Source organism: Wenzhouxiangella sp. YN1 (genome assembly GCF_056324145.1).
Map to the genome: position 1 here is coordinate 288138 of NZ_JBJNIO010000147.1, position 24783 is coordinate 312920.

Genomic DNA, 24783 nt, shown 5'->3' on the forward strand with positions numbered 1-24783 from the left:
GTCAGTTCACTGCTGGAGTAAGCATGAAGGTTCTGATTCTGGGCGGCTCTGGTTTTGTTGGTTCGCACCTGACCCGCCGGCTGGCGCGCGAAGGGCATCAGGTCACGGTGGCCACGCGCTACGCGCCGGGCTGCAAGCATCTGTGGGTGGTACCCCAGGCCACGATCCGGCAGTTCGATCCCTTCGATCCGGAGGCGCTGACCGAAGAACTGCGCGGCCATGATGTGGCGATCAATCTGATCGGCATTCTCAACGAGCGCGGTCGCGGCGGTGCCGGCTTCCGGCGCGTGCATGTCGAGCTGGTCGAAACCATCATTGACGCCTGCGTTGCCGCCGGCGTACCGCATCTGGTTCAAATGAGCGGCCTCAATGCCGGGCGGGGCGAGAGCCACTATCTCAGGACCCGCGGCGAGGGTGAGGCCCGCGTGCGCGCGGCCCAACGTGATGGACGTCTGGTTGGCACCATTCTGCGCGCCTCGACCATCTTCGGTCCCGGCGACAGCTTTCTCAATCGCTTTACCGGCCTGCTGAAGCTCAGCCCCGTACTGCCGATGGCCCGCCCGAATGCGAAGTTCGCCCCGGTTTTCGTCGATGATGTGGTCGAAGCCTTCCTGCGGGTGCTGCTCGACGAAGACAATGCAGGCCGGGTCTACGAGTTGTGCGGCTCCGAGGAATGGTCCCTGATCGATATCGTGCGCTGGCAGCGTGATCAGCTCGAGCTCAGGCGTCTGGTGGTCGGCCTGCCCGATTCGCTTGCCCGTCTGCAGGGCCTGATTTTCGACTTCGTTCCGGGCAAGCCCTTCTCCAGCGACAACTACAAGTCGCTCAAGCTCGACAGCGTCTGCGAGAGCAACGGGTTCAAGAAGCTCGGAATTCGTCCCTGGGGTCTGGCCGAGCGTGCGACCCAAATGCTCAGGCCGGTCGACAAGCAGTCGCGTTATGGACATTTCCGCCGTCAGGCCCGGCGTGAGCGGGGTTGATTCCGGCGCAAACCTGACGGCCGGGCTGAAGATCTATCGCGTGGGCGGTATCGTGCGCGACCGTCTGCTCGGCCGGTCGGCTTCTGACGCTGATTACGTCGTGGTCGGGGCCACGCCGGAGTGCATGCACGCGCGCGGCTTTCGTCCGGTGGGCCGAGACTTTCCTGTTTTTCTGCATCCGGATACGGGCGAGGAATACGCGCTGGCACGCACCGAGCGCAAGGCCGGCCGCGGCTACCACGGCTTCGTCTTTCGCACCGGGCCGGAGGTGACTCTGGAGGCCGATCTAGAACGGCGCGATCTGACCATCAACGCCATGGCCGAAGACGTCACAGGCCGGGTCATCGATCCCTTTGGCGGTCGCCGCGACCTGAAAGATCGCGTGCTGCGTCACGTCTCTCCGGCCTTTCGCGAAGACCCGGTCCGCATTCTCAGGCTGGCGCGCTTCCAGGCGCGCTTTCCCGACTTCGGCGTCGCCGCAGAAACGCTTGCGCTCTGCCGCCGCATGGTGGCCGACGGTGAGGTCGATCACCTGGTCCCCGAACGCGTCTGGCAGGAACTGTCTGCGGCGCTCATGGAAGCGCAGCCCTCGAAGTGCTTCGAGCTGCTGCACGACACCGGCGCGCTGGCGGTGATTCTGCCCGAGCTCGAGCGGCTGTTCGGGGTCCCACAGGTGGCCGAGCATCACCCCGAGATCGATGCCGGCGTGCACACTCTGATGGTGATTGACCAGGCCGCCAGGCTGGGTGGTGATCTGACAGCGCGCTTTGCTGCGCTGATGCACGATCTGGGCAAGGGGTTGACGCCGGCAGTCGAGCTGCCCCGGCATATCGGCCACGAAAAAACCGGGTTGGCGCCCATCCGCGCGGTTTGCGAGCGCCTGCGCGTCAGCGTTGAATGTCGCGACATGGCCTTGCTGGTCGGCGAGTATCATCTCCACGCCCACCGCGCGCTCGAGCTCAGGCCCGCAACGGTGCTGCGGCTGTTCGAGCGGCTCGATGCCTTTCGGCGGCCCGAACGCCTGGCGCCTTTCCTGCTGGCCTGCGAGGCTGACCGGCGGGGGCGGCTGGGTCGTGAGAACGAACCCTATCCGCAGGCCGATTTTCTGCGCCGGGCTCACGCCGCGGCCGCCGCCGTGAATGCCCGACCGTTCGTCGAACGCGGCCTCGAGGGGCCGGCAATCGCCCGGGCAGTTCATGCCGAACGCGTGAGGGAGATCACAAAGCTGAAGCAAGGAAGCTGATTTTGAGAAATCTGACGGCACCAATCGGACTTGCTGTTGTCCACCTGATCATCGACCCTGCGGGATGGCTCCCGCGAGCCGAACAATAAACATAGCGGAGAAACCCACTTGCCTTTGACTCGACTTGGCCTGAGTAATCCGGTGGCCGTGGCCGTCGGCTGCATTCTGCTGGTGATCTTCGGGCTTTTGAGCCTGTCTCGCCTGCCGGTGCAGATGACGCCCAATATCGAGCGCCCGACGATCTCGATCTTTACCGGCTGGCGCGCGGCTGCGCCTTCGGAGGTCGAATCCGAGATCATCGAGCCGCAGGAAAACCAGCTGCGCGACGTGCCGGGGCTGCAGCGCATGACCGCCACCGCCAGCCAGGGTCGCGGTTCGATCAACCTGGAGTTCGACGTCGGCGCAGACCTCAACCGCGCGCTCATCGAGGTCATCAACCGCTTGAACCAGGTGCCGCGCTATCCGGCCGACGTCACCGAGCCGACCGTGCGCGTGGGCTCCGACCGCTTCGGCGACACCGTGGCCTGGTTTGCCATCCGTCCGATGCCGGGCAACAACCGCCCGGTCATCGAGTACCAGGACTTCGTCGAAGAGATCGTCAAAGAGCGGCTCGAGCGCATCCCCGGCGTGTCCTCGGCCAATCCGCGCGGCGGGCGGCCGTTCGAGGTACGTATCACCTTTGATCCTTATCAGGCAGCCAATATCGGCGTGGATCTCACTCGGATCGGCCAGCGCCTTGGGCAGAACAACGATGTCTCCGGCGGCTTCCAGGAAGTCGGGCGACGCCAGTACACGCTGCGCTTTGCCGGCCAGTACGAGATTGCCGATCTCGAGGACCTGGTGCTTGACTGGCGCGAGGGTCGGCCGGTTTACTTGCGCGACGTCGCCCGCGTCGAACGGGTGATGCGCGACTCTTCGGGCGTGATGACGCAAAACGGTGGGCCGTCGATCGCCATGAATGTGATTGCCGAACCGGGCGTGAACCTGCTCGATGTCATGGCCGATATTCAGGCGACCGTCGACGAACTGCGCGACAGCCATCTCACGCCGGCCGGCCTGGAAATCGAGCAGTCCAGCGACGACACCATCTACATCCGCCAGTCGGTGAGCATGGTGGTCACCAACCTGATTGTCGGCATGAGCCTGGCGGTGCTGGTGCTGTGGTGGTTCTTCCGCAAGCTGCGCGCCACCCTGATGGTCGCGCTCGCCATCCCGCTGTGTCTGTGTTTCGCTTTCCTCGTGCTCGATGGGGTGGGCCGCACCCTCAACGTCATTTCTCTGGCCGGCCTGGCCTTTGCTACCGGCATGGTGCTCGATGCGGCCATCGTGGTGCTCGAGAACATCGTACGCCAGCGCGAGCACGGCCGCGACCCGCTCGAGGCCGCCGACCGCGGCACCGGCCAGGTCTGGGGCGCGCTTTTGGCATCGACGGCCACCACTGTGGCCATCTTCTTGCCGGTGATCTTCCTGCAGGACGAGGCCGGCCAGCTTTTCGCCGACCTGGCGGTGGTGATTTCGGCGGCCATCATCTGCTCCTTGCTGGTGGCGATTGTCGTGCTGCCCACGGCAAGCTACCGCCTGCTCGGCGATGCCCGGCTCGAAGATCGCCACGGCCACTGGTGGCGCCGGGCGAGTGACTTCATCATGACCCTGACCGACACGCCCCGCCGCCGCTGGGGCTGGGTCGCCGGGCTGACCATCATCCCCATTTTGATCGGCGTGCTGCTCGTGCCGCCGGCCGACTACCTGCCCGAAGGCAAGCGCAACTTCATTTCCGGTTTCCTGCAGACGCCGTCGGGCATGGGCCCCGATACCGCCGAAGAGGAACTGATCAAGCCGATCAACGAGCGCATGCTGCCCTATATCCGCGGCGACAAAGAGCCGGCGATCGCCACTACCTTTCTCGGGTTTTTCGGCACCGGGGCCTTTCTGGGCATGAGCGCCGTCGACGAGGACCAGGTCGACGAGCTGCTGGCGGTAGTCAACAACGAGATTCTCACCGGCTTTCCCGACACTTTCGGGCGCGCCAACCGCTCGCCGATTTTTGGCGGGCGCGGCAGTCGCCGCATTGATATCGATCTGCAGGCAGCCGATGTTGAGGAGCTGCTCGGGGCAGGACGACTCGCCTTCGAGCTGATTGAGCAGAAAATGCCCGAGGCGAACATCCGGCCACAGCCCGGCCTCGAGCTGGCCGAGCCGGAACTGCGTCTCAAGCCGGACGACCGGCGGATTGCCGAGCTGGGCTGGACCCGCGGCGATGTCGCCACCCTGGTGCGGGCCTTCGGCAACGGCGCGTATCTCGGGGACTACTTCGACGGCGACCGCCGCCTCGACGTGATCCTGCGCGGTCAGGAGTGGGTCACGCCTGAGGAGCTGATGAGCATGCCGCTTTCCACGCCTTCAGGCCGCATCGCCACCCTGGGTGAACTGGCCGATCTCGAACGCACCGCCGGGCCCAACCAGATTCGCCGCGTCGACCGGCAGCGCACCCTGTCCCTGCAGGTCACGCCGCCGTCGGGCATGCCGATGGAGACGGCCCTGGCCTTTCTGCAAGAAGAGGTCGAGCCGGCCATCCGCCAGGCCCTGCCGCCCGACGGCGTGATTACCTACCGCGGAACGGCCGAGGCCCTGGATGAGACCCTGTCGAACCTGATCGGCAGCTTTGTGCTGGCAATCGTGATTCTCTACCTGCTGATCTCGGCGCTGTTTCGCTCCTTCAGGGACTCGCTTCTGGTGCTCATGGCCATTCCGATGGCCACCGTCGGCGGCATTGTCGCGCTGCGGATTACCGGCTGGATTACGGGCCAGGCGATGGACATGCTGACCATGATCGGCTTCGTCATCCTGCTTGGCCTGGTGGTAAACAACGCCATTCTACTGGTCTACCGCGCCCGTGATGGTGAACGCGAGGAGGGGCTGAGCCGGCGTGAAGCGGTGGAAACGGCCGTGCGCCTGCGTCTGCGACCCATCCTGATGAGCACGACAACCAGCGTGTTCGGCATGCTGCCGCTGCTGGTATTGCCCGGTGCGGGCACGGAACTGTATCGCGGCCTGGCCGCGGTGATCGTCGGCGGCATGGCGGTAAGCACGCTGTTTACCCTGGTGCTGCTGCCCTCGCTACTGAGAGCCAACGAAGACCAGCACGCCACCGCCGAGGGCGAGGTGGTGCCGGCATGACAAAAGGACATCGAATGAGAAAATCGATCGCAGCGCTGGCCGCAATGGCGCTGGCCGCACTGATGCTCACGCATCCGGCTCGGGCGCAGTTCGGCGCCGCGCCCACCGTGGAAGTGGTGCCGGCCCAGCAGCGCGAGATGGCGCCGACCATGCAGGTGGCCGGTACCGTGCTGTCGCGCTCGGATGCCGGTTTGTCAGCCGAGGTTGAAGGCCGCCTCGTGGAAGTGGCCGACGTTGGCACGCGGGTGGCCAAAGGCGACGTGGTCGCGCGCATCGAAGACACCACGCTCAAGCTTCGCGTCGCCGAGCTCGCAGCCCAGATCGACCGCGGCGAGGCGCGGCTGGAGTATCTCGACACCGAACTCGATCGCGTACAGCGCCTGGCCGAAACCAACCTGGCAGCAATCAGCCAGATCGACCAGACACGCTCGGAGCGCGATATGGCCGGCAGCGACCTGGCTGTCGCCCGCGCCCGCCTGGCCCAGCTTGAGGACCAGATCGAGCGCACGCGGGTTCGCGCGCCCTTTGCGGGCGTCGTGGTCGAACGCGCGGCGCGGGCCGGCGAACGGGTAGGTGTCGGCACGCGCATCCTGCGCCTGGTCGACCCCGATCATCTGGAAGTGGTGGCGCGCGCGCCGCTGCGCTACTACCGCTATGTGCAGCCCGGTGATGAACTGAGGGTGGATGCCGAGGGCCAGGTCTTCAGCGCGCCGCTGCGGACGGTCGTCAGCGTCGGCAACGAGGATCTGCACGTTTTCGAGCTGCGTCTGGACATTGCCCAGCCGCTGCCGGTAGGCCAGACCGCCCGTTTGACGATTCCAACGGCCCGACTGCGTGAAGTGCTTGCCGTGCCGCGCGATGCGCTGGTGCTGCGCGGCACCGGCACGGCGGTGTTCGTCATCGAAGAAGACGGCACGGCACGGCGCGCCACGGTCTCGACCGGCATTGGTCAAGGCGACTGGATTGAAGTCGCCGGTCCGGTTCAGGCCGGTGATCAGGTTGTGGTGCGAGGCAACGAGCGTCTGCGTGACGGTCAATCAGTCGATATCCAGAAGAGCTAGTGTATCCCGCCACTCATTTTGTAGCATTCAGGCCGCCGGCGACCGCGAATACGCGCTGACGGCCATCGTCGACCAGGCGGACCCGACAGCGATACAGGCGCGACAGGTTTTCGGCAGTGAGCAATTTACTGGCGGGGCCAGCATCCCATTCGCCGTTGCCGTAAAGCAGTAGGACATGTGAGCAGTAGCAGGTAGCCAGATTGACCTCATGCAGTGCCATCACCGCCGACTTGCGCTGCTCGGCGACCTGGCGATGCAGGACGTTGAGAATGGTCACCTGGTTGGCCGGATCGAGGTGGTTGGTGGGCTCATCGAGCAGCATCACCTGCGGATTCTGTACCAGTACAGTAGCCAGCGCCAGACGACGGGATTCACCGCCGGAAAGGTCCATGCAGCTGCGTTCGGCCAGCGCGAGCATTTCCAGATCGGCCAGCGCGTCGCGGGCGCGCTCCTGGTCGGCGCGGGTCTCGCGGGCCCAGGGCTTGATATGCGGGTGGCGACCGACCATTGCCGTTTCCAGGCAGGTCGCATCGAAGGCGTAGTGGGTGTGTTGCGGCAGCATGCCCAGGCGGCGTGCGATATCGCGGCGGTGGCGCTCGTCCATGCGTTGTCCGTCGAGGCGAATGCCGCCGCGTTCGGGCTTGAATACGCCGGCCAGCGCCTTGAGCAGCGTGGTCTTGCCGACCCCGTTGGGGCCGAGCAGGCCCCAGAACTCACCCCTTCCGACGGCCAGGTTGAGATCGCGTACGACGCTGACCGAGCCAATGCGCAGGTCGAGATCCTCGACGACCAGCGGGCTGTTGCTCGACGGATAGATGGTCATCTGATCCTTGCTGCACGATAGAGTAGAAGCAGAAACAGCGGCACGCCGATCAATGCAGTAAGCACACCGACGGGCAGCTGGCGTGGGCCGAGCAGGCTGCGTGCAGCCGTGTCGGCCAGTACCAGAAATCCACCTCCGAACAAGGCCGAGGCCGGCAGCAGTACCCGGTGGTCGGCACCGACCAGCAAGCGCATCAGATGCGGCACGATCAGGCCGACGAACCCGATGGCACCGGCCAGGGACACCGCCAGCGCCGTCAGCAGCGAGGCGACCACATAAATTTCCCAGAAGCGCGCGCGCGCGGACTCGCCCAGCAGGGCGGCCTGCAGCTCGCCGCCGCTGAGGACGTTGAGGCTACGCGCGCGCAGCCATAGCAAGCCGATTCCAGTCACCAGTGGCAGCAGCCACCAGGCCGACAGGCTGGTGTAGCTCAGATCTCCCATCAGCCAGTAGAGCATCGAGCGCAGGCTGCCGTCCGGCCCGGTTGCCAGAATCAGCGAAATGACTGCACCCCAACCGGCGGCGACGACCACGCCGGTCAGCAGCACGCGCGTTGTGCTCCAGGCGCCGCGACCGCGCGCGAGCACGAATACGATGATCATGGTCAGCAGCGAACCGGCAAAAGCCAGCACCGGTATCGGTAGAAAGCTCAGGCCCAGGCTCATCCCGATCAGGGCAAATGCCGCCGCGCCGCCGGACAGGCCGAGCACGTAGGGATCGGCCAGGGGGTTGCGCAGCAATACTTGCATCAGACAGCCGGCCTGGGCAAGCAGGGCACCGGTGACCAGCGCCGCGATCGCCCGGGGAATGCGCAGCTCGCCGATGACGCGCTGCATGGCCTCGTTGGCCGCGAAAGGCCAGACCCAGCCGCTGCTGCCCCAGCTGGCAGCCAGCAGCAGGGCCGCCGGCGGCAGGGTAAGCAGCGCTGCCCAGGCGATCAGCTTTTTCGTGACTGGTGCGCGCGCCATGAATTGATTACCATTCGAGACAGTTGAATACTTTAGCGGCCCGGTATGATAGCTGGCCGCGCGGACCATCACCATGATCGATCCGGACGGTTTCAGGCCCAATGTGGGTATTGTGCTGGCTCGGGAAGATGGGCGTGTCTTCTGGGCGCGCCGTGCCGGCAAGGATGGCTGGCAGTTCCCGCAGGGCGGCATGAACACCGATGAGACGCCCATCGAGGCAATGTACCGTGAGCTGGAAGAGGAAACCGGGCTCTTGCCCGATCACGTCGAGTTGCTAGGGCAGACGCCGGGCTGGCTCCGTTATCGCTTGCCAAGACGTTACCGGCGGCGTCATCAAAGACCCGTGTGTGTCGGGCAGAAGCAGGTCTGGTTCCTGCTGCGCTTTCTGGCCGGAGATGAGGCCTTTGATCTGGAAGCAGCGGACAAGCCAGAGTTCGACCGCTATCGCTGGGTCGATTTCTGGTATCCGGTACGCCACGTGATTCCGTTCAAGCGTCGGGTCTATGTCCGCGCGCTTGAACATCTCGAGCCGCTGTGGTCGGAAATCCCCAACCTTCGGCAGCGGGTTTGAGGCCGGGTCGAGTGGCCGGGACTGGCGGCGTCGCCATCGCCCGCGACGCCCGAATTTGCTCTGGATATTGATCCGGCCCGCGGCCCCCGATCGTCTGCCAATTGATTGTTACCCAAGGAGTTGTTGACATGAAACGCATGCTTTGCATGACCGCGGCATTGTTGCTGGCCGGTCCGCTCGCCGCCGAAACCTTTTCCGGGCAGGACCTGGCCGTCGCCGCCGAGCTGCGCGAGGCCGGTCTGGCTGGCGACGGCGGTTTCGAGATCGTGGCCGACCTGACGACGCGCATTGGCCCGCGCATGGCCGGCAGCGATGCCGACGCCCGCGCGGTCGAATGGGCCGTGGACCTGTTCGAAAGCATGGGTTTCGACCGAGTATGGACCGAGCCGGCGAGATTTCCCGTCTGGCGCCGCGGCTTCGAGCGCACTGAAATCGTCTCACCGGCACCGCAGCAGCTGGTCAGCCTGGCGCTGGGCTTTTCACCGGCCACGCCAGCCGGTGGCGTCGAGGCCGAGGTGGTGATGTTCGATGACCTCGCCGCGCTGCAAGCGGCCGATCCGGCCGAAGTGGCCGATCGCATCGTGTTCATTCGCAATCGCATGGAGCGTACCCGCTCGGGCGCGGGCTACGGTCCCGCCGTGGCTGCGCGCTCGATGGGCAGTCGCGTGGCCGCCAGCAAGGGCGGCAAGGCCCTGGTCATCCGTTCGATCGGCACATCGGACAACCGCTTCGCTCACACCGGCATGCAGCGCGTTGACCCGGATGAGCCGATGCTGCCCGCGGTTGCCGTCTCCAACCCCGATGCCGATCAGCTCGAACGCCTGATGGCGGGCACCGAGCCGGTGCGCCTTCGCGTCGAAGTCGAGGCCGAGACCGCCGATTCATATACTTCGCAGAACGTTTTTGCCGAAATCACCGGCGCGAAGCACCCCGAACAGATTGTGGCCCTCGGGGCGCACCTGGACTCCTGGGACGTGGGCACCGGCGCGATTGACGACGGCGCGGGCGTGGCCATCGTGACCGAGGCCGCGCGGCTGATCATGGCCGCCGATGCGCAGCCCGACCGCTCGATTCGCGTGATCCTGTTTGCCGCCGAAGAAATCGGCCTGTGGGGCGGTCGCGCCTGGGCAAAAGCGCGCGAGGACGCCATCGCCGATTACCAGCTTGTTGCCGAGTCCGATTTTGGGGTCGGCGAAATCTACGCCATCAGCGCCCGGGTGAAGGAAGCCGCCTGGCCGGTCATCGAAGCCATTCAGGCCGAGCTGGCGCCGCTGGGAATCGAGCTCGGCGGCCGTCAGGCTTCCGGCGGGCCTGACTTCTCGCCCGCCAGCCCTCTGGGGGTGGCGGCGATCGATCTGCACCAGGACGGCACCGACTATTTTGACTACCACCACACCGCCAACGACACGCTCGACAAGATCGACCCTGAAGCGCTGGCGCAGAACGCTGCGGCCTATGCCGTACTGGCGTGGCTCGGCGCGCAGGCCCCGATGAGCTTCGGTTCCGGTCAGACCATTCTGTCCGAACAGGGCGAAAGCGCGGAATGAAAACGAGCGCTTGCCCTGATCGACGCGGTTGATCCATGTCTCGACTGCTTCTCAACCTGCGGAATGTGCCCGAGGATGAAATCGAGGACGTGCGCGAGCTCATGGCCGCGCACGGCATCGAGTGCTACGACACCCCGCCGGGCCCGCTGGGCATCACCGCCGGTGGCATCTGGCTGCGGCATGCCAACGACTACGCTCGGGCGCGGGAGTTGATGGATGACTATCAGGCGCAGCGCCGAGTCCGCGCCCGGTCGGAATGGCAGGCGGCGCAGGCACAGGGCAGGGCCGATACGCTGCTCTCGGCGATCCGGCGCCATCCACTGAAGGCGCTGCTGGTCATTGCCGGCAGCGTGTTCATTCTGATGGTGCTGTTTGCCCCGGTGGTGGTGTTTTCCCGCGCCGGAGGCTGAGAACGGGGGGTTGAGTGCCGTCAGCTGACGGTCGCCAGCGTTTCGATCACCGCTTCACCGTAGCGGGCGAGCTTGTGCTCGCCGACCCCGCTGATGCTGGCCAGCTCGTCAAGCGTTTGCGGGCGCGACTCGACGATGGCCGCCAGCGTTGCGTCGTGAAAGATCACGTAGGGCGGCACTTCTTCCGCGCGGGCAGTTTCCAGACGCCAGCGCCTGAGCGCCTGCCACAGCGGTGATTCGGTATCGATATCGACCGGCTTGCTCGAGCGGCTTTTGCGGCGGCTGGAGGGCACCGTATCGCGTCGCATCTCGATGCTGGTCTCGCCGCGCAGCAGCGCGCGGCAGTCAGGGCCGAGCTGAAGCCCGCCGTGACCTTCCGGATCGGGCACCAGATGGCCGGCGGCCAGCAGCTGGCGCAGCACCGAATGCCAGGTGGCGCGGTCGATGTCGCTGCCGATACCCCAGGTGCTGAGACGATCATGGCCAAGCTGCTCGATGCGTTCGCTGGTTTTGCCGCTGAGCACGTCGATCACGTGGCCGGCGCCGAAACGCTGTCCGGTACGGAAAACGCAGGACAGCGCCATGCGCGCCGGCTCGGTGGCGTCCCAGGTCTCCGGCGGGTGCTCGCAGTTGTCGCAGTGGTTGCAGTTGCCGGGATGAGCTTCGCCGAAGTAGCCCAGTAGAGACGGGCGCCGACAGTCCGCCTGCTCACAGTAGGCCAGCAGGGCTTCGAGTCTTTCACGTTCGAGCTTTTTCTTGTCGTCGCCAGCGCTGGACTGGGCCAGGAGTTGGCGGATGCGCACCACATCCGACAGGCTGTAGACCATCCAGGCATCGGCCGGCAGTCCGTCACGGCCGGCCCGGCCGGTTTCCTGATAGTAGGACTCGATGCTTTTGGGCAGGTCGAGATGGGCGACAAAGCGCACGTCGGGCTTGTCGATGCCCATGCCGAAGGCGATGGTAGCGCAGATGATCAGGCCGTCTTCCTTGATGAAGCGATCCTGCGCCGCCTGGCGATCACTCGATTCCATGCCGGCGTGATAGGCCAGGGCGTCCAGTCCCTGCTGCGCCAGCCAGCGGGCAGTTTCCTCGCTCTTGCGGCGGGAAAAGCAGTAGACAATGCCGGATTGACCGGGATGGCGGCGCTGGATGAAAGTCAGCAGCTGCTGGCGGGCGTTGCGCTTGAGGCCCACCGTGTAGCGGATGCCGGGCCGGTCGAAGCTGTCGACAAAAACGCGCGCGCTGCGGCCAAGCAGCTGCGCGACGATTTCCTCACGCGTGCGCTCATCGGCAGTGGCCGTCAGCGCAATTCGCGCAACCTCCGGAAAGCGCTCCGCCAATATGCCCAGCTTCAGGTATTCGGGGCGGAAGTCGTGGCCCCACTGCGAAACGCAATGCGCTTCGTCAATGGCGAACAGGTTGATCCGGCAGCGTGCGAGCAGGTTCAGGGTGGATGCGCGCAAAAGACGCTCGGGCGCGATGTAGAGCAGATCGAGACGGCCGTCGACCAGCGCCTGTTCGGTTTGTTGACGGGTCTCGGCGTCGAGCGAGGAGTTGAGCACCGCGGCCGCCACGCCGTGATGGGTCAGCGCCTCGACCTGGTCGCGCATCAGCGCAATCAGGGGAGAAACCACGATCGTGGTGCCGGGCTGCATCAGCGCCGGAATCTGATAACACAGCGACTTGCCGCCGCCGGTGGGCATCAGTACCAGCGCGTGCCCGCCGACGCTGACGTGTTCGATGATCTCGCGCTGACGGCCGCGAAACGCCTCGTACCCGAAGACCTGGCGCAGCAGCTCCTCGGGCGAATGCGACGAGGCTTCCCGGGCGACGATGCTCATCGATTGATGTGCGAACAAAAAGTGATCATGCTGACTGACAGCCTGCCACAAAGCACGGCGTCGAGGGCTGGCAGTTTTCCCCGCCGCGGGGTGCGATTCCGACGCGGTCGAACGTCAGCCTTGCTGGCGAGTCAGGCCAAGCCGCTCGGCTGCCTGTCCGGCGCGTTCGATGCGCGCGGCCAGTTCCGATTCGCCGGCGTCCCGGCCGCCGGCGAACTCCGGCCAGCCCTGACCGTGACGGCGACACAGCTCGGCAAGCGCCTCGACGTGTCCGGATGACTCATTGAGGCAGGGAATGTAGTCCAGCGACTCGCCCCCGGCGGCAATGAATTCCTCGCGTCCTTCGAAAGCGATTTCATCCAGCGTTTCAAGGCAGTCGATCGAGAAGCCCGGGCACACCACCTGCAGCTTCTTGACGCCCTGTTGGGCAAGCCTTTCGAGCGTCTTGTCGGTGTAGGGTTTGAGCCATTCGGCACGTCCCAGCCGCGACTGGAAGCTGACCTCCCACTCATCGTCAGGCAGCTGCAGTCGCCGGGCAATCTCGCGGGCGCTGGCCTGACACTGGCAGTAATAGGGGTCGCCGGCCAGCAGGTTGCGCTTGGGAATGCCGTGGAAGGAAAACAGCAGCTTGTCGGCTTTTTCATTGCCTGCCCGAAAGCGGCGAATCGACTCGGTCAGCGCCGACAGCCAGCCCTCATCGTGGTGGTAATTGTTGATGAAGCGCACTTCCGGCAGCCAGCGCAGACGCTTGAGCGAGTCGGTGACCTGATCAAATGCGGCCGCGGTGGTGGTCGCCGAATACTGGGGATACAGCGGCAGAACCAGCAGGCGCTGAATGTTCTGACGCCGCAGCTGATCGATCGCCGAATCGATATCGGGCTGACCGTAGGTCATGCCCAGCAGCACCTTGACGCGCGGCAGGTCGCTCTGGAACCGGGCCGCCAGGGCGTCGGCGAGCTTGCGGTTGTTGATCAGCAGGGGCGAGCCCTGATCCGTCCAGATACGCGCATAGGCTTGCGCCGACCGCGGCGAGCGAAACGGCAGGATATAGCCGTGCAGGATGAGCCACCAGAGCAGCTTCGGTGCTTCGATCACGCGGCGGTCGGAGAGAAACTCCTTGAGATACGGGCGCAGCGCCGCGGCCGTGGGCGCTTGCGGCGTACCCAGATTGACCAGCAGTACCGCCGCGCGCGCGGCCTCGCGGTGGGCATTGACCTGGCGGGTCGCATCGATCGTGTTGACCAGTGAATCGGTGGCTGGGGGCATGGCCTTTTGCGAATCCTTTGATGAAAAGCTTTGGCGAGATTGTAACTTTTGCCGCGTGAGGAGGAGACAAGCCGTGCGTGCCGGGACGTCGTGGCAGGTATCGACGCGGTTCAATTAAGGTCGCTGCCGCGTGACAGATATAGCCATAAAAATATGCTTTTGAGATTAGGTGTGCAGATTAAATTGGGGCTGTCGGCACTTGCAGAGGGGGCGGCAGGAATCGGCTTTATCCGCGCAAAAGCCCGTAGTGACGGGGGTTGAGGGAAATTGAAAGTCGCCCTTGCGTTCTCGGATCAGACCTGCGTAGAATGTTTTCCCTTTCGGGCACCCCTATTGGGCAGCCTTTCGAATCTGTCAACTCAAACCACACGATGATCTGGGCATGAACATACTGAGCAAACGATATTTCCCCGGCCTCGGCAGCGCCATCACCGGAGGCCTCCTCCTGCTGGCAAGCCTCAGCGTTTTCGCGCAGGAGGTCGAGCCGGTAATCGAGACCAGCCGCCAGATGGCGCAGGCGACCAGCCAGTCTCAGGAGCGCATCGACGACATCGACGAACGCACGCAGGAGTTGATGAATCGCTACCGCGCCAGCCTCAAGCAGCTTGAGCAGCTCGATCGCTATAACGAATCGCAGCGTCGCCAGGTCGAGGCGCAGCGGCGGGAGATCGAGTCGTTGACCAACGATATCGACAACATCGCCAGCCTGCAGCGCGCGGTACAGCCGCTGATGGAAGACATGGTCAAGGCGCTTTCCAGACTGGTGGCCGCTGACCTGCCTTTCCTCAGAGACGAGCGCCATGACCGCGTCGAGCGCCTCGAGGAAATAATGAACAGCGCGTCGCGCTCGCCGGCGGAGCGATATCGCCTGATCGTCGAGGCCTACCAGATCGAGAACGAGTACGGTCGCACCCTCGAAGCCTACCGTGACGACATCGAAATCGACGGCACACAATACGAGAACGTCGAGTTTCTCAAGGTGGGCCGGGTGCTGCTGGTCGTGCGCAGTGATGATTGGCAGATGCTCAAGCGCTATGACGCCGATAGTGACAGCTGGGTCGATCTCGACAAGTCCTATCAGCCCGCGATTCGTGACGCGATCCGCATCGCCAACGAGCAAACCCCGCCGGACCTGATGTTCATTCCGGTCACCGCGCCCCAGGCCGCAGAGTGAGGGAGGCAGACTCAATGTATTCCGACGACAAACAAGCCAAATCCGTAGAAACCGGCAGGGACACCATGATTTCCAGATTCACGAATCGCACGGCCAGGCTCGGCATGGCCGCACTGATCGCGCTGGTCGGCCTTGCCCCGGCCGTGACGATGGCGCAATCCGGGCCGCAGACGCTTGATGACGTGCTGCGTACCATGCAGCAGGAACGTCAGCAGGTGGCCGAGGCCAACCGCGAGCGCGAACAGCGCTTCCGCAACATGCAGGCCAATCGCGAGCAGGAGCTCAACCGGGCGCAGAATCAGGTCGCCGAAGCCGAAAACGAAGCCAGCCGCCTGGAGCGTCTGCGCAACGAGCTCGACCGTGAGATCGATGAGCTCCGTGCGCAGCTCAACGAGCGTCAGGGCGAGTTCGGCGAGCTTTTCGGTGCCGCGCGTGCCGCGGCTGCCGACATGGACGAGCAGCTGGCCGATTCGCTGATTTCCACGCAGTTCCCCAATCGTGGCGAAGAGCTCAGCGAGATCGCGCAGGCCGACTCACTGCCCACCATCGAGCAGCTCGAAGGGCTGTGGTTCACCATGCTTCAGGAAATTGGTGAGCAGGGTAAGGTCGTGCGCTATGACGCCTCGGTGATTGGCAACGACAACCAGTCCAGGCAGGAAGAGGTGGTCCGTATCGGCCCGTTTGCGGCCTTTACCGAGCAGGGTTACCTGATCAACAACAACGAGGCCTTGCGTTATCTGGCGCGCCAGCCCGGCGGCGGCGCCGTAGCCGCTGCCAAGCGCGTCTACAACCACAGTGGCTCCGGCGTGGTGCGCGGCATGGTCGACCCCTCATTGGGCAGTCTGCTGGGCCTGGTCATCGAAACGCCCACCCTGCGTGAGCGCGTCGATCAGGGTGGCTGGATCGGCTACATCATCATCTTCGTGGCCATCTTCGGTATCCTGCTGGCGCTGGTGCGCTGGGGCATGCTGATGATCACCTCCATGCGGGTCAAGGCCCAGATGCGTTCATCCGAGCCGTCCAGCGGCAACCCGCTGGGCCGCATCATGGAGGTCTACCAGCGCTACAAGGGCGAAGATCTCGAAGCGCTTCAGCTGCACCTCGACGACGCCGTTCTCAAGGAGATTCCCAAGCTCGAGCGTGGCCTCAACCTGATCAAGGTGCTGGCCGCGGCCTCCCCGCTGATGGGGCTGCTGGGTACCGTCATCGGCATGATCGTCACCTTCCAGGCCATCACCCTGTTTGGTACCGGCGATCCCAAGCTCATGGCTGGCGGTATCTCGCAGGCGCTGATCACCACGGTTCTGGGTCTGATTGCCGCGATTCCGCTGCTGCTGCTGCACGCCTTTGCTGCCGGGGCATCGCGCCGCCTGTCGCAGACCCTCGAGGAACAGTCGGTCAGCTACGTGGCCGAAGCCGGCGACCGCAAGTAACGCAGTCAACAGAGAGGTTTCTGAACCGTGTTTTCTGAACTGCTGAATCCCGCTACCGCCCTCGAGGTGCTCCGTGAGTACCTCGAGGCCGGCGGGCCTGTGGTGCTAGCGCTGCTGATCAGTACCCTCGTGCTGTGGCTGTTGATCAGCGAGCGCTTCATCTATTACTTTCTGACCGCGCCGCGCTACTGTCGCAGCCAGGTCCAGCGCTGGCAGGATCGAAGCGATCGCAGCAGCTGGAGCGCTCACATGTACCGTGAACGGCTGGTGTCCGAAGTTCAGGTCGAGAACGAACGCAACCTGAGTGTGATCAAGGCGCTGATCATGATCACCCCGCTGCTCGGCCTGCTCGGTACCGTCACCGGCATGATCGAGGTGTTCCAGGTGATTACCGACACCGGGGCATCGAACGCGCGCTTGATGGCGGCCGGTATTTCGCGAGCCACCATCCCGACCATGACCGGACTGGCGGTATCGCTGACCGGTGTGTTCGCGATGAGCTATATCGATCGCCGCAACGAGGCCGTGACAACCAACATCTCCGAAGACCTGAATGTGGATTCGGCGATGGGGCTGGGCTCCTCGCGACGCCTGAGTGGCGAGGAGATGGACGACGCGGAAGTCGATATCACCCCGCTGCTCGATATCGTCTTCATTCTGCTGATCTTCTTCATCGTCACGACCACGTTTCTGGATGAGTCGGGCCTGAGCCTGCAATCACCGCAGGACAATCCGCCCGATGAGCCGACGCGACCGCCGCCAACCTTGCTCCTGAGCGTGCAGACCGACGGCTTTGTGCGGGTGGACGATGCGCGCACCATCGACCCGCGATCGGTCAAGTCGGTGATCGAAGCGTTCAAGGCTGAAGAGCCCCGCGGCGTGGTGCTGCTCAATGCCGCACCGGAGTCGGAAGTCAGCACGACGGTACTGGTGCTCGATCAGGCTCGCCAGGCCGGTGTGGATCCCGCCATCGCCATTCAGGGCGCCAGCCAGTAGATCAGGTGAGATTTTATGAGTAGACGTACACGCAGGGCCGGTTCCGGTGGTGATGATGACGTCAACGTCACGCCGCTGCTGGATATCGTGTTCATCATGCTGATCTTCTTCATCGTGACGGCAACCTTCATCAAGGAGCCGGGCGTTGAGGTAGAGAAGCCGTCAGCCCAGACGGCCGAAGACCAGCGCCTGGTCTCCGTACTGGTCGCGATCAACGAAAGCAATGAAATCTGGATCAACAACAAGGAAGTGCCCCTGGACGGGGTGCGCGCGGCCGTCGAGCGGCTGCGCCGCGAGAACCCGCGCGGCAGTGCGGTGATCCAGTCCGACGGCGCTGCTCACAGCCGGTACCTGGTAGAGGTGCTGCAACAGCTGCGAGCCGCTGGTGTTGACGATACTGTTGCAGTTTCGACAAAGAAGTCATGAATAACTTCCTACGCATTGCGATCGGCTCGCCGGTTGCCATTCTCGTCACCGTAGCGCTGTTCCTGCTGCTGGCCTCGGTCATTTCGACCCAGCAGGACGTTCAGCTCAGCGAAGACAAATCGGTGCAGATCAACATCACGCGTCAGATCAAGGACACGATCCAACAGGCGCAGCAGGACATCGAACGTCCGGTGCTCGATCAGCCGCCGCCGCCGCCGCCGATGGTGACGGATCAGAGCTTCCGCCCGGAAATTTCCGGCCAGGTCGGCGAGCTGCCCGATCTTTCGAACGTCGACGTTGATATCGGCAGTGGCGGCTTCAACCCCGACCGCGACGCTCAGCCCCTGGTGCGCATTCCGCCGCAGTATCCGCAGCGCTGCATGGCGCGGGCCGATGCAAGAGAGACGGTGGTGGTGGAGTTCGACGTGACCCCGGAAGGCCGCGTGGTTAACGCCGAGGTGATCGACAGCACCAATTCGTGCCTGAATCGCGCCGCCGTGCGAGCGGTCGAGCGTTGGAAGTATCAGCCGAAGATCGTGGATGAAGTAGCGCAGCCGCGTTTTGGCGTGCGTACTGCACTCGATTTCACTCTGGAGGAATAGCGTGAGCTTGCTATCGAAAGGACTGGCGCGCTGCACCCTGCTGTGCATCGGGCTCATCATGCTGGCCAGCCCGGTCTGGGGGCAGGAAAAGCAGACCCTCAACCCGCGCGTTGCCCAGGCGCTGTCGGATGCGTATGAATTCTTCACTGAAGAGGAATACGATCAGGCGCTGGAAGCCCTGAACAAGATGATGAGCCGCTTCGAGGACATGAAGCCCTTCGATCGGGCGACCGTGCTTCAGGTGCGTGGCTCGACCAACATCAACCTCGAGAATGTCGACGCCGCTCTGAGTGATTTTTCCGAAGCGCTGCGCCTGGACGCCCTCAACGCGGAAACGCAGAATCAGCTGCGCTTCAACGTGGCCCAGCTCCATTTCGTTTCCGAGCAGTATGAGGAAGCGATTCGCTATTTCGAGGAGTGGATGGCCGGTGAAGGTGTGTCGCCAAAGCACAGCGCGTACTTCATGCTCTCTGCCGCTTACTACAACACCGACCAGACGCGCGAGGCGCTGCCGCACATCAGCCGGGCGATCGACATGGCTCCGGAGCCGGAAAAGCGCTATTACGATCTGAAGAACGTGCTGCTTTCGCGCCTGGACATGCCGGCAGAACGAGCCGATCTGCTGCAGGAAATGGTTTCGATCTGGCCTGACAGCCTTTCCTACTGGCGTCAGCTGGCTTCGATCTACACCGAGCAGGGAGAAGACGAGAAAGCCTTTGCTACGCTCGAGGCCGCCTACCTCAACGGCTTGATTGAAAGCGAAAGCGACATCATCGTTCTGGCGCAGTACTACTCGACCTTCCAGAATGCGTATCGGGCCGGGACGCTGCTGGAAAAGGAAATGGAAGCGGGCAATGTCGAGGAAAACGTCGACAACCTGGAGCTGCTTTCCCAGCTCTGGGCGCAGGCACGAGAGCACAAGAAGGCCATTCCGGTGCTGCGCCGGGCGGCGCGCATGTCGGAAGACGGCGATCTCTATTTCCGTCTGGGGCAGTCGCTGCTCGCCAGCGAGGACTATGAAAAGTCCGAAAACGCTCTGGTTCAGGCCCTTGACAAGGGCGGGCTCGACGCTGACAAACGCGCAGAGGCGTGGTTGCTGCTGGGCACGGCGCGCTTCAATCAGGCCGAGCCGGGCGAGCGGGCACAGCGCATGCGCGCTGACGAAGCTTTCGCGCAGGCGGCAAAAAGCCAGTCCACCCGACGGCAGGCGCAGGAATGGCGCACCTATATCGATGCCATCAACAAGACCGAAGCGCGCCAGGCGTCGCTGGAAAAAGAACAGCAAGCAGAGATCGCGGCCAGCGCTCGCGAGCGCCGGATTACCGGCTGCCGTGCCCGCCAGTTGGCCGGCAATGAGTTGAGCCAGTCCTGCAAGGAGCTGCTTGCCGAAGTCGAAGCCGAGGAAGAAGCCGAACGCAACGGCAACAATGAGGATTCAGAGTCCGACAACGACTGATTCCCCAGCGTTTACTCTGCCGGCTTCAAGTTCCACTGATGTAAGCGAGAAAGGCCCGATCCGACACCGGATCGGGCCTTTTTCTTGTATCACCCCCGCAGACCTGATAGTCCCTGAACCGCCGGGGCCGTATTCGCCTGGCAGACTTGACTTGGACATACGGTTGCTGGTGGTATGGCGCCATGTTGGCGTACAGGCACCCGAACCCCTTGACTTCATTTTGTGGCGTCGTCAGATGCTTCGCACTGACGCTGCTGGTCTGGTCGGCGTCGGTCGGCTGGGTCTGGGCCGTGCAGCAGGGGCCGGTCTTTCGCAGCCTCAGCGTCAACGAGGGCCTGCCGGATCGCTCGGTCGAGGCCATTGTCCAGGACGCTCATGGCTTCATCTGGATTGGCACCCAGGGGGGGCTGGTGCGCCTGGAGGGCGGGCAGATACGCGCGATTCCTGGCGACCCCGAGAACCCCGCGCCGTTGCCGGGCCGCAACATCATGTCGATGATGGCTCACAGCGATGGCTCGATCTGGGCTGGCGTGGAACATCGCGGCCTGACCCAGATCGGGCCGGACCTGGCGCGGCTGACCCATCTGGATACGCGCAGTAATGGCGGGCCCCTGCCTGATGAGCATATCTGGTCACTGGCGGAAGACTGCAGCGGCCGGGTCTGGATGGCGTTCATGCGCGGCGGAGTGGCGGTCTACGACCCCGCCAGCGAACGGCTGCACCACTACCCTCAAGGCCCTGAGGCCGGTCTCAGCCCTGACGGCTTTCAGTTGCACCTGGAAGTCGATTCCAGCTGCCGGGTGTGGCTGGTCCAGACCAGCCAGATCGCCAGTTTCAATACCGAGACCGACCGCTTCGAAACCCGGCATACGCCCCGCGAAGGCGTGTTTACCATCTATCTGACCGAAGCGAGGGGCCGCATCTACTTTACCGAAGGCATGCGCTTGTATGACCTGGGCCCCACCACCAGCGCCAACCGTGCACAGCCTCGGGAGCTGGTCGACATTGGCTACGGCATTACCAGCGTAGCGGCTGATCCCAGCGACGAGTATCTGATCATCAGTTCCGTCGGAGGTCTGCACTGGATGGAAGCTGAATCCCCTGATTCGCTGAAGGTCGCCCGTCATCTCCCCGGGCTCACCGACAGCGTACCCTCGAACACCCTCACCAGTCTGCTGGTCGACAATGAAGGCGGCTTGTGGGTGGCCAGCAGCCACAGTGGCGCAAGCTACCTTCCCCCCGGCTTTGATGCCTTTGAAAGGTTTCAGCCCATCCCGGGGGCAACGTCGCCGCTGGCACGCAGCCTCGATCAGGTGATGAGCCTTGCCTGGGATCCCGCGAGAAAGGGCTTCTGGCTGGGTGGCCAGCGTTCGGCGTTCGGGCTTCTCGGAATCGATGGAAAACCGGTGGAATCAGCCGGTCTGCCTGACGATGCCCGGCAGGTGCTGTACCAGACCGCCATCGTCGACCTTGTGCATGAACCCGACCGCCTTTATCTGGTGGCGCATGAAGCCGTTCTGCGTCTCGACCCCGAGCAACCCGAAGACTATCAAATCGTGGTGCGCCGCGAGAATCCGGGTGCCGGTAGCTACCGTGGCGTGCAGCGCAAGGCAGACGACGAGCTGTGGATCCTGACGCGGGACGCCGGCCTCTGGCGGCACGATGAGAAAAGCGAGGAGTCGGAGCAGTTTCATTCCGCCGGCGAGGGGCGTCGGCATCTGCCGCTGGATGCGCCCCGCGACCTGTTCCAGGACGGCCAGGGCCGATGGTGGCTGCTGGGGCCCGACAGCCTGTTTCTGTGGAGCGAGAAGCACGGGTTCAGGGAACAGTCAATCCAGTCGGAACAGCCATTTGTCACCGGGCTCTGGCGGCGCGGGGACCTCTGGCTGGCAACGACTGACGGCCTGCAACAGTGGCGGCCGGAGGCGGACGGATTGCGTCGACAGCGGGTCATTTCATTGCGCGAGCGCGCCCAGCCGGGATACGTCATGGACATTCTGCTTGATCAGCATGACGACCTCTGGATGGTGCGTTCCGGCGGCCTGTCGCGCTATCGCCCGTCCGCAGAGAGCCTGCGCCATTTCTCGCGACACGACGGCCTGGCGGCAGTCGAGTTCGGCAAGGGCGCCTCGGCCCTGCTCGGCGACGGTCGCCTGGCATTTGCCGGCCGGGGCGGCATTGTCCTGGTGGACCCGCAAAGGCTCACTGACGTTGACCAGCCGCCAAGGGTGCATGTCACCGCGCTTGATGACGGCCAAACCAGCTACCGCTTTCATCCCGGCGAAGCGGCTGCGGTTGTGCTCGCACATGACCGTAACCATGTTGACTTCGACTATCTGGCTACCAGCTACCTGGCGCCGGAACGGACTCGCTATCGTGTCCGACTGGAAGGCTGGGACAGCGCCTGGCTGCAGCTGGTCGGACAGACTCGCCAGCATTATTCCAATTTGCCTCCGGGGGACTATCGCTTCCGGGTCCAGGCGGCCGCGCCCCAGGGGCCCTGGAGTCCGCAAGGCGCCGGCGTCGAGGTGACGGTGCGCCCGCCTCCGTGGTTGACGCCCTGGGCCATGGGCGGCTATGTGCTTGTAGCACTGATTGTACTGGTCGCGGCCCTGCGAGCGTATCGACGAACGAGCCAGCGTCGGCGCGACATCGAAGAAGCGCGTCAGAAGCGCGCGCAGGCCGAAGAACAGCGACAGATCATCGATCGCCTGAATCGCAGTCTGGAGCCGATGCCCCTGGCCCGCACCATCGCGCAGGAGATTGCCCGGCTGACCTCTGGTCGCCGCGCCTGGCTCGGCTATCTGGACGAGCATCTGCCCCGCGAGCTGATCTGCAGCGACCCGAAGGCCGACCGGCTCACGCGAGAGCAGTGGCGGCGTCGGCTGGACGCCAGCGCAAACAGCGACGATATGGCCGTGACCCTGCGTGTGGCCGACCGCAAGGTGGCCCGAGTGCTCGTCGAGGCGGCGGCAGACGAGCTGCCCGAAGCCGGCCGGGAGCGTCTGCACTTGCTCGAAGAAATGGCCGGTCAGGTTCTGCACAATGCCCTGCTGCTTCAGCGGGTGCGCACCCTTGCCGAGCGCACCGAGCAGGCAAACCACGCCAAGTCCGAGTTTCTGGCTACCATGAGCCATGAGATTCGCACCCCCCTGCACGGTGTCCTCGGCATGGTCGAGCTGCTCTACGAAACCGAGACCGAGCCGGGTCAGCAGGACATCCTCGATACCCTGCAACAGTCCGGCCTTCAGCTACAGCGAATCATCGACAATGTGCTCGATATCTCGCGCATCGAGGCCGGTCGGCTGAGCTTGAATGCCCAGCCTTTTGATCTGGCGGCGACGCTCGAGCAGTTGATCGACCTGCACGCCGCCAATGCCGCCCGTAAAGGCCTGGATCTGCGCCTGAGAATCGCCGCTGACCTGCCGCTTGCCGCCTGCGGTGACGCCGATCGAATCTCCCAGGTCGCCGGCAATCTGCTCAACAATGCGGTCAAGTTCACCGCGCGGGGCGGCGTTGAGCTCAGCGCCGCACGCGGCAGTGACGGCTGGCTGGTGCTGGTGGTTTCCGACTCGGGCCCCGGCATCAGCCGTGAGGATCGGGAGCGCCTGTTCGAGCCGTTTACTCAGCTCGACGCGTCCATTACCCGCTCTCACAGCGGCTCGGGTCTGGGCCTGGCCATCTGCCGGCGGCTGGTCACCGCCATGGGCGGCAGTCTGGACTTGCTCGAATCCTGCCACGGCGGCAGCCATTTCCGCATTCGTCTGCCGATCCTCCAACCCGAAGACGGGCGTGATCACCCACCGCTTTCCCGCCTGCTCGAGGGCTGCCTGGTGGCGGCCAGCGTGACCCCGCCGACGCGGCGTGTTCTCCAGGGCCTGGCTCGGCGCTGGGGCTTCGAGGTCATCGATGCCCGTCGCCGGCTACAGGCGTGCGATCTGTTGCTGATCGATCCGCGCACGCTTGAACAGCCCGGTGCCGTGGAGATTGCTCGCTGGCGGCCGCTGGCAGCCGAACTCGCCTGGCTGCAGTCACCGTTTCCGTCACGATGCGGGTCGGGCACCATGATTCCGGACGATGCCCGGTTCTTGCGCTGGCCGCTGGTGGAAAGCCGATTCATCGGGCTGCTGTTCGATCTGCATATCGGCGCACCTGACGAGACCGCACGGAGCGAGTAAACTGGCTCCAGGCCATCACCCGGGAGGCATGGGTCCATGAAGTGGGTAATCCTGATCATCCTGATCGCGGCGGCATTCTTTGTCGTCACGATCTACAATCGCCTGATTGCCGCGCGCAACCGCTACAAGAACGCGTTTGCCCAGATCGACGTCCAGCTCAACCGGCGCCATGACCTGATTCCCAACCTGGTCGAGGTTGCCAGAAAGTACATGAGCCACGAGCGCGAAACGCTCGAGGCCGTTATCCAGGCCCGTAACGGCGCGCATCAGCAGCTGGGCAGGGCCGCCGCCGACCCTTCTGACCCGGACGCCATGCGCAAGCTCTCCGAGGCTGAGCAGGGGCTCTCGGGCGCGCTGGGCCGGCTGTTTGCGCTGTCGGAGAACTACCCCGACCTCAAGGCCAATCAGAACATGATGCAGCTGTCCGAAGAGCTCACCAGCACCGAAAACAAGGTCGCCTTTGCCCGTCAGGCCTTCAACGACTCGGTCATGAACTACAACACCCTGCGCGAGAGCTTTCCGGCCAACATCATCGCCGGCATGTTCACCTTCAAGCCGGCGGAGTTCCTCGAGATCGACGACCCGCAGAAACGAGAAGCGGTTCAGGTCGACTTTGGATGAGTTCTTGAAG

At 64.2% G+C, this 24783-nt stretch carries 19 protein-coding genes; 15 read left to right on the plus strand and 4 right to left on the minus strand.

Features of this window, described 5'->3' with window-relative positions; genetic code table 11:
• Positions 1–23 precede the first annotated feature (23 nt).
• The 4 genes from ACEWQZ_RS08570 to ACEWQZ_RS08585 all read left to right on the plus strand — a co-directional run bounded on the left by ACEWQZ_RS08570 (position 24) and on the right by ACEWQZ_RS08585 (position 6461).
• On the plus strand, positions 24–980 hold the full coding sequence (locus tag ACEWQZ_RS08570) for a complex I NDUFA9 subunit family protein (protein WP_476482662.1): 957 nt from the start codon (positions 24–26) through the stop codon (positions 978–980).
• A gap of 25 nt (positions 981–1005) precedes the next feature.
• Complete coding sequence (locus ACEWQZ_RS08575) at positions 1006–2223, plus strand: multifunctional CCA addition/repair protein (RefSeq protein WP_476482713.1); 1218 nt, start codon at positions 1006–1008, stop codon at positions 2221–2223.
• Positions 2224–2331: 108 nt separating this feature from the next.
• A complete protein-coding gene (locus ACEWQZ_RS08580; RefSeq protein WP_476482663.1) occupies positions 2332–5400 on the plus strand; it encodes an efflux RND transporter permease subunit in 3069 nt (1022 codons plus the stop codon).
• Positions 5401–5414: 14 nt separating this feature from the next.
• Positions 5415–6461, plus strand: a complete 1047-nt coding sequence (locus tag ACEWQZ_RS08585; RefSeq protein WP_476482664.1) for an efflux RND transporter periplasmic adaptor subunit — start codon at positions 5415–5417, stop codon at positions 6459–6461.
• 13 nt (positions 6462–6474) lie between these two features.
• On the opposite strand, the gene ACEWQZ_RS08590 is transcribed toward ACEWQZ_RS08585, so the two are convergent.
• Complete coding sequence (locus ACEWQZ_RS08590; RefSeq protein ID WP_476482665.1) at positions 6475–7284, minus strand: ABC transporter ATP-binding protein; 810 nt, start codon at positions 7282–7284, stop codon at positions 6475–6477.
• Complete coding sequence (locus ACEWQZ_RS08595) at positions 7281–8252, minus strand: FecCD family ABC transporter permease (RefSeq protein ID WP_476482666.1); 972 nt, start codon at positions 8250–8252, stop codon at positions 7281–7283. The genes ACEWQZ_RS08590 and ACEWQZ_RS08595 overlap by 4 nt, the downstream gene beginning before the upstream one ends.
• A gap of 73 nt (positions 8253–8325) precedes the next feature.
• Between ACEWQZ_RS08595 and ACEWQZ_RS08600 the strand changes: the two genes are divergently transcribed.
• The 3 genes from ACEWQZ_RS08600 to ACEWQZ_RS08610 all read left to right on the plus strand — a co-directional run bounded on the left by ACEWQZ_RS08600 (position 8326) and on the right by ACEWQZ_RS08610 (position 10780).
• Entirely contained in the window at positions 8326–8823 is a 498-nt protein-coding gene (locus ACEWQZ_RS08600) for an RNA pyrophosphohydrolase (RefSeq protein WP_476482667.1), read from the plus strand.
• A gap of 128 nt (positions 8824–8951) precedes the next feature.
• A complete protein-coding gene (locus ACEWQZ_RS08605) occupies positions 8952–10370 on the plus strand; it encodes a M20/M25/M40 family metallo-hydrolase (RefSeq protein WP_476482668.1) in 1419 nt (472 codons plus the stop codon).
• A 35-nt stretch (positions 10371–10405) separates the two neighbouring features.
• On the plus strand, positions 10406–10780 hold the full coding sequence (locus ACEWQZ_RS08610; protein WP_476482669.1) for a DUF6164 family protein: 375 nt from the start codon (positions 10406–10408) through the stop codon (positions 10778–10780).
• Positions 10781–10800: 20 nt separating this feature from the next.
• Here the strand turns inward: ACEWQZ_RS08610 and recQ are convergent, their stop codons facing one another.
• Together recQ and hemH are read right to left on the minus strand one after the other, a co-directional pair.
• A complete protein-coding gene (gene recQ, locus ACEWQZ_RS08615) occupies positions 10801–12621 on the minus strand; it encodes a DNA helicase RecQ (protein WP_476482670.1) in 1821 nt (606 codons plus the stop codon).
• Positions 12622–12735: 114 nt separating this feature from the next.
• Entirely contained in the window at positions 12736–13887 is a 1152-nt protein-coding gene (gene hemH, locus ACEWQZ_RS08620; protein WP_476482671.1) for a ferrochelatase, read from the minus strand.
• Between the two features lie 382 nt (positions 13888–14269).
• Between hemH and ACEWQZ_RS08625 the strand changes: the two genes are divergently transcribed.
• From ACEWQZ_RS08625 to ACEWQZ_RS08660, 8 genes are all read left to right on the plus strand, one after another.
• Positions 14270–15061, plus strand: a complete 792-nt coding sequence (locus ACEWQZ_RS08625) for a DUF3450 domain-containing protein (RefSeq protein WP_476482672.1) — start codon at positions 14270–14272, stop codon at positions 15059–15061.
• Positions 15062–15126: 65 nt separating this feature from the next.
• On the plus strand, positions 15127–16494 hold the full coding sequence (locus ACEWQZ_RS08630; RefSeq protein ID WP_476482673.1) for a MotA/TolQ/ExbB proton channel family protein: 1368 nt from the start codon (positions 15127–15129) through the stop codon (positions 16492–16494).
• 27 nt (positions 16495–16521) lie between these two features.
• Complete coding sequence (locus ACEWQZ_RS08635) at positions 16522–17490, plus strand: MotA/TolQ/ExbB proton channel family protein (protein ID WP_476482674.1); 969 nt, start codon at positions 16522–16524, stop codon at positions 17488–17490.
• Between the two features lie 15 nt (positions 17491–17505).
• The gene (locus ACEWQZ_RS08640; protein ID WP_476482675.1) at positions 17506–17916 is read left to right on the plus strand and encodes an ExbD/TolR family protein; all 411 of its coding nucleotides are present in this window, start codon (positions 17506–17508) and stop codon (positions 17914–17916) included.
• A complete protein-coding gene (locus ACEWQZ_RS08645) occupies positions 17913–18518 on the plus strand; it encodes an energy transducer TonB (RefSeq protein ID WP_476482676.1) in 606 nt (201 codons plus the stop codon). Before ACEWQZ_RS08640 ends, ACEWQZ_RS08645 begins: the two co-directional genes overlap by 4 nt.
• Position 18519: 1 nt before the next feature.
• A complete protein-coding gene (locus ACEWQZ_RS08650; RefSeq protein ID WP_476482677.1) occupies positions 18520–19974 on the plus strand; it encodes a tetratricopeptide repeat protein in 1455 nt (484 codons plus the stop codon).
• Positions 19975–20183: 209 nt separating this feature from the next.
• Positions 20184–24152: a sensor histidine kinase gene (locus tag ACEWQZ_RS08655; protein WP_476482678.1), complete on the plus strand. Its 3969-nt coding sequence runs from the start codon at positions 20184–20186 to the stop codon at positions 24150–24152.
• A gap of 36 nt (positions 24153–24188) precedes the next feature.
• The gene (locus ACEWQZ_RS08660; RefSeq protein WP_476482679.1) at positions 24189–24773 is read left to right on the plus strand and encodes a LemA family protein; all 585 of its coding nucleotides are present in this window, start codon (positions 24189–24191) and stop codon (positions 24771–24773) included.
• Positions 24774–24783: the final 10 nt, after the last annotated feature.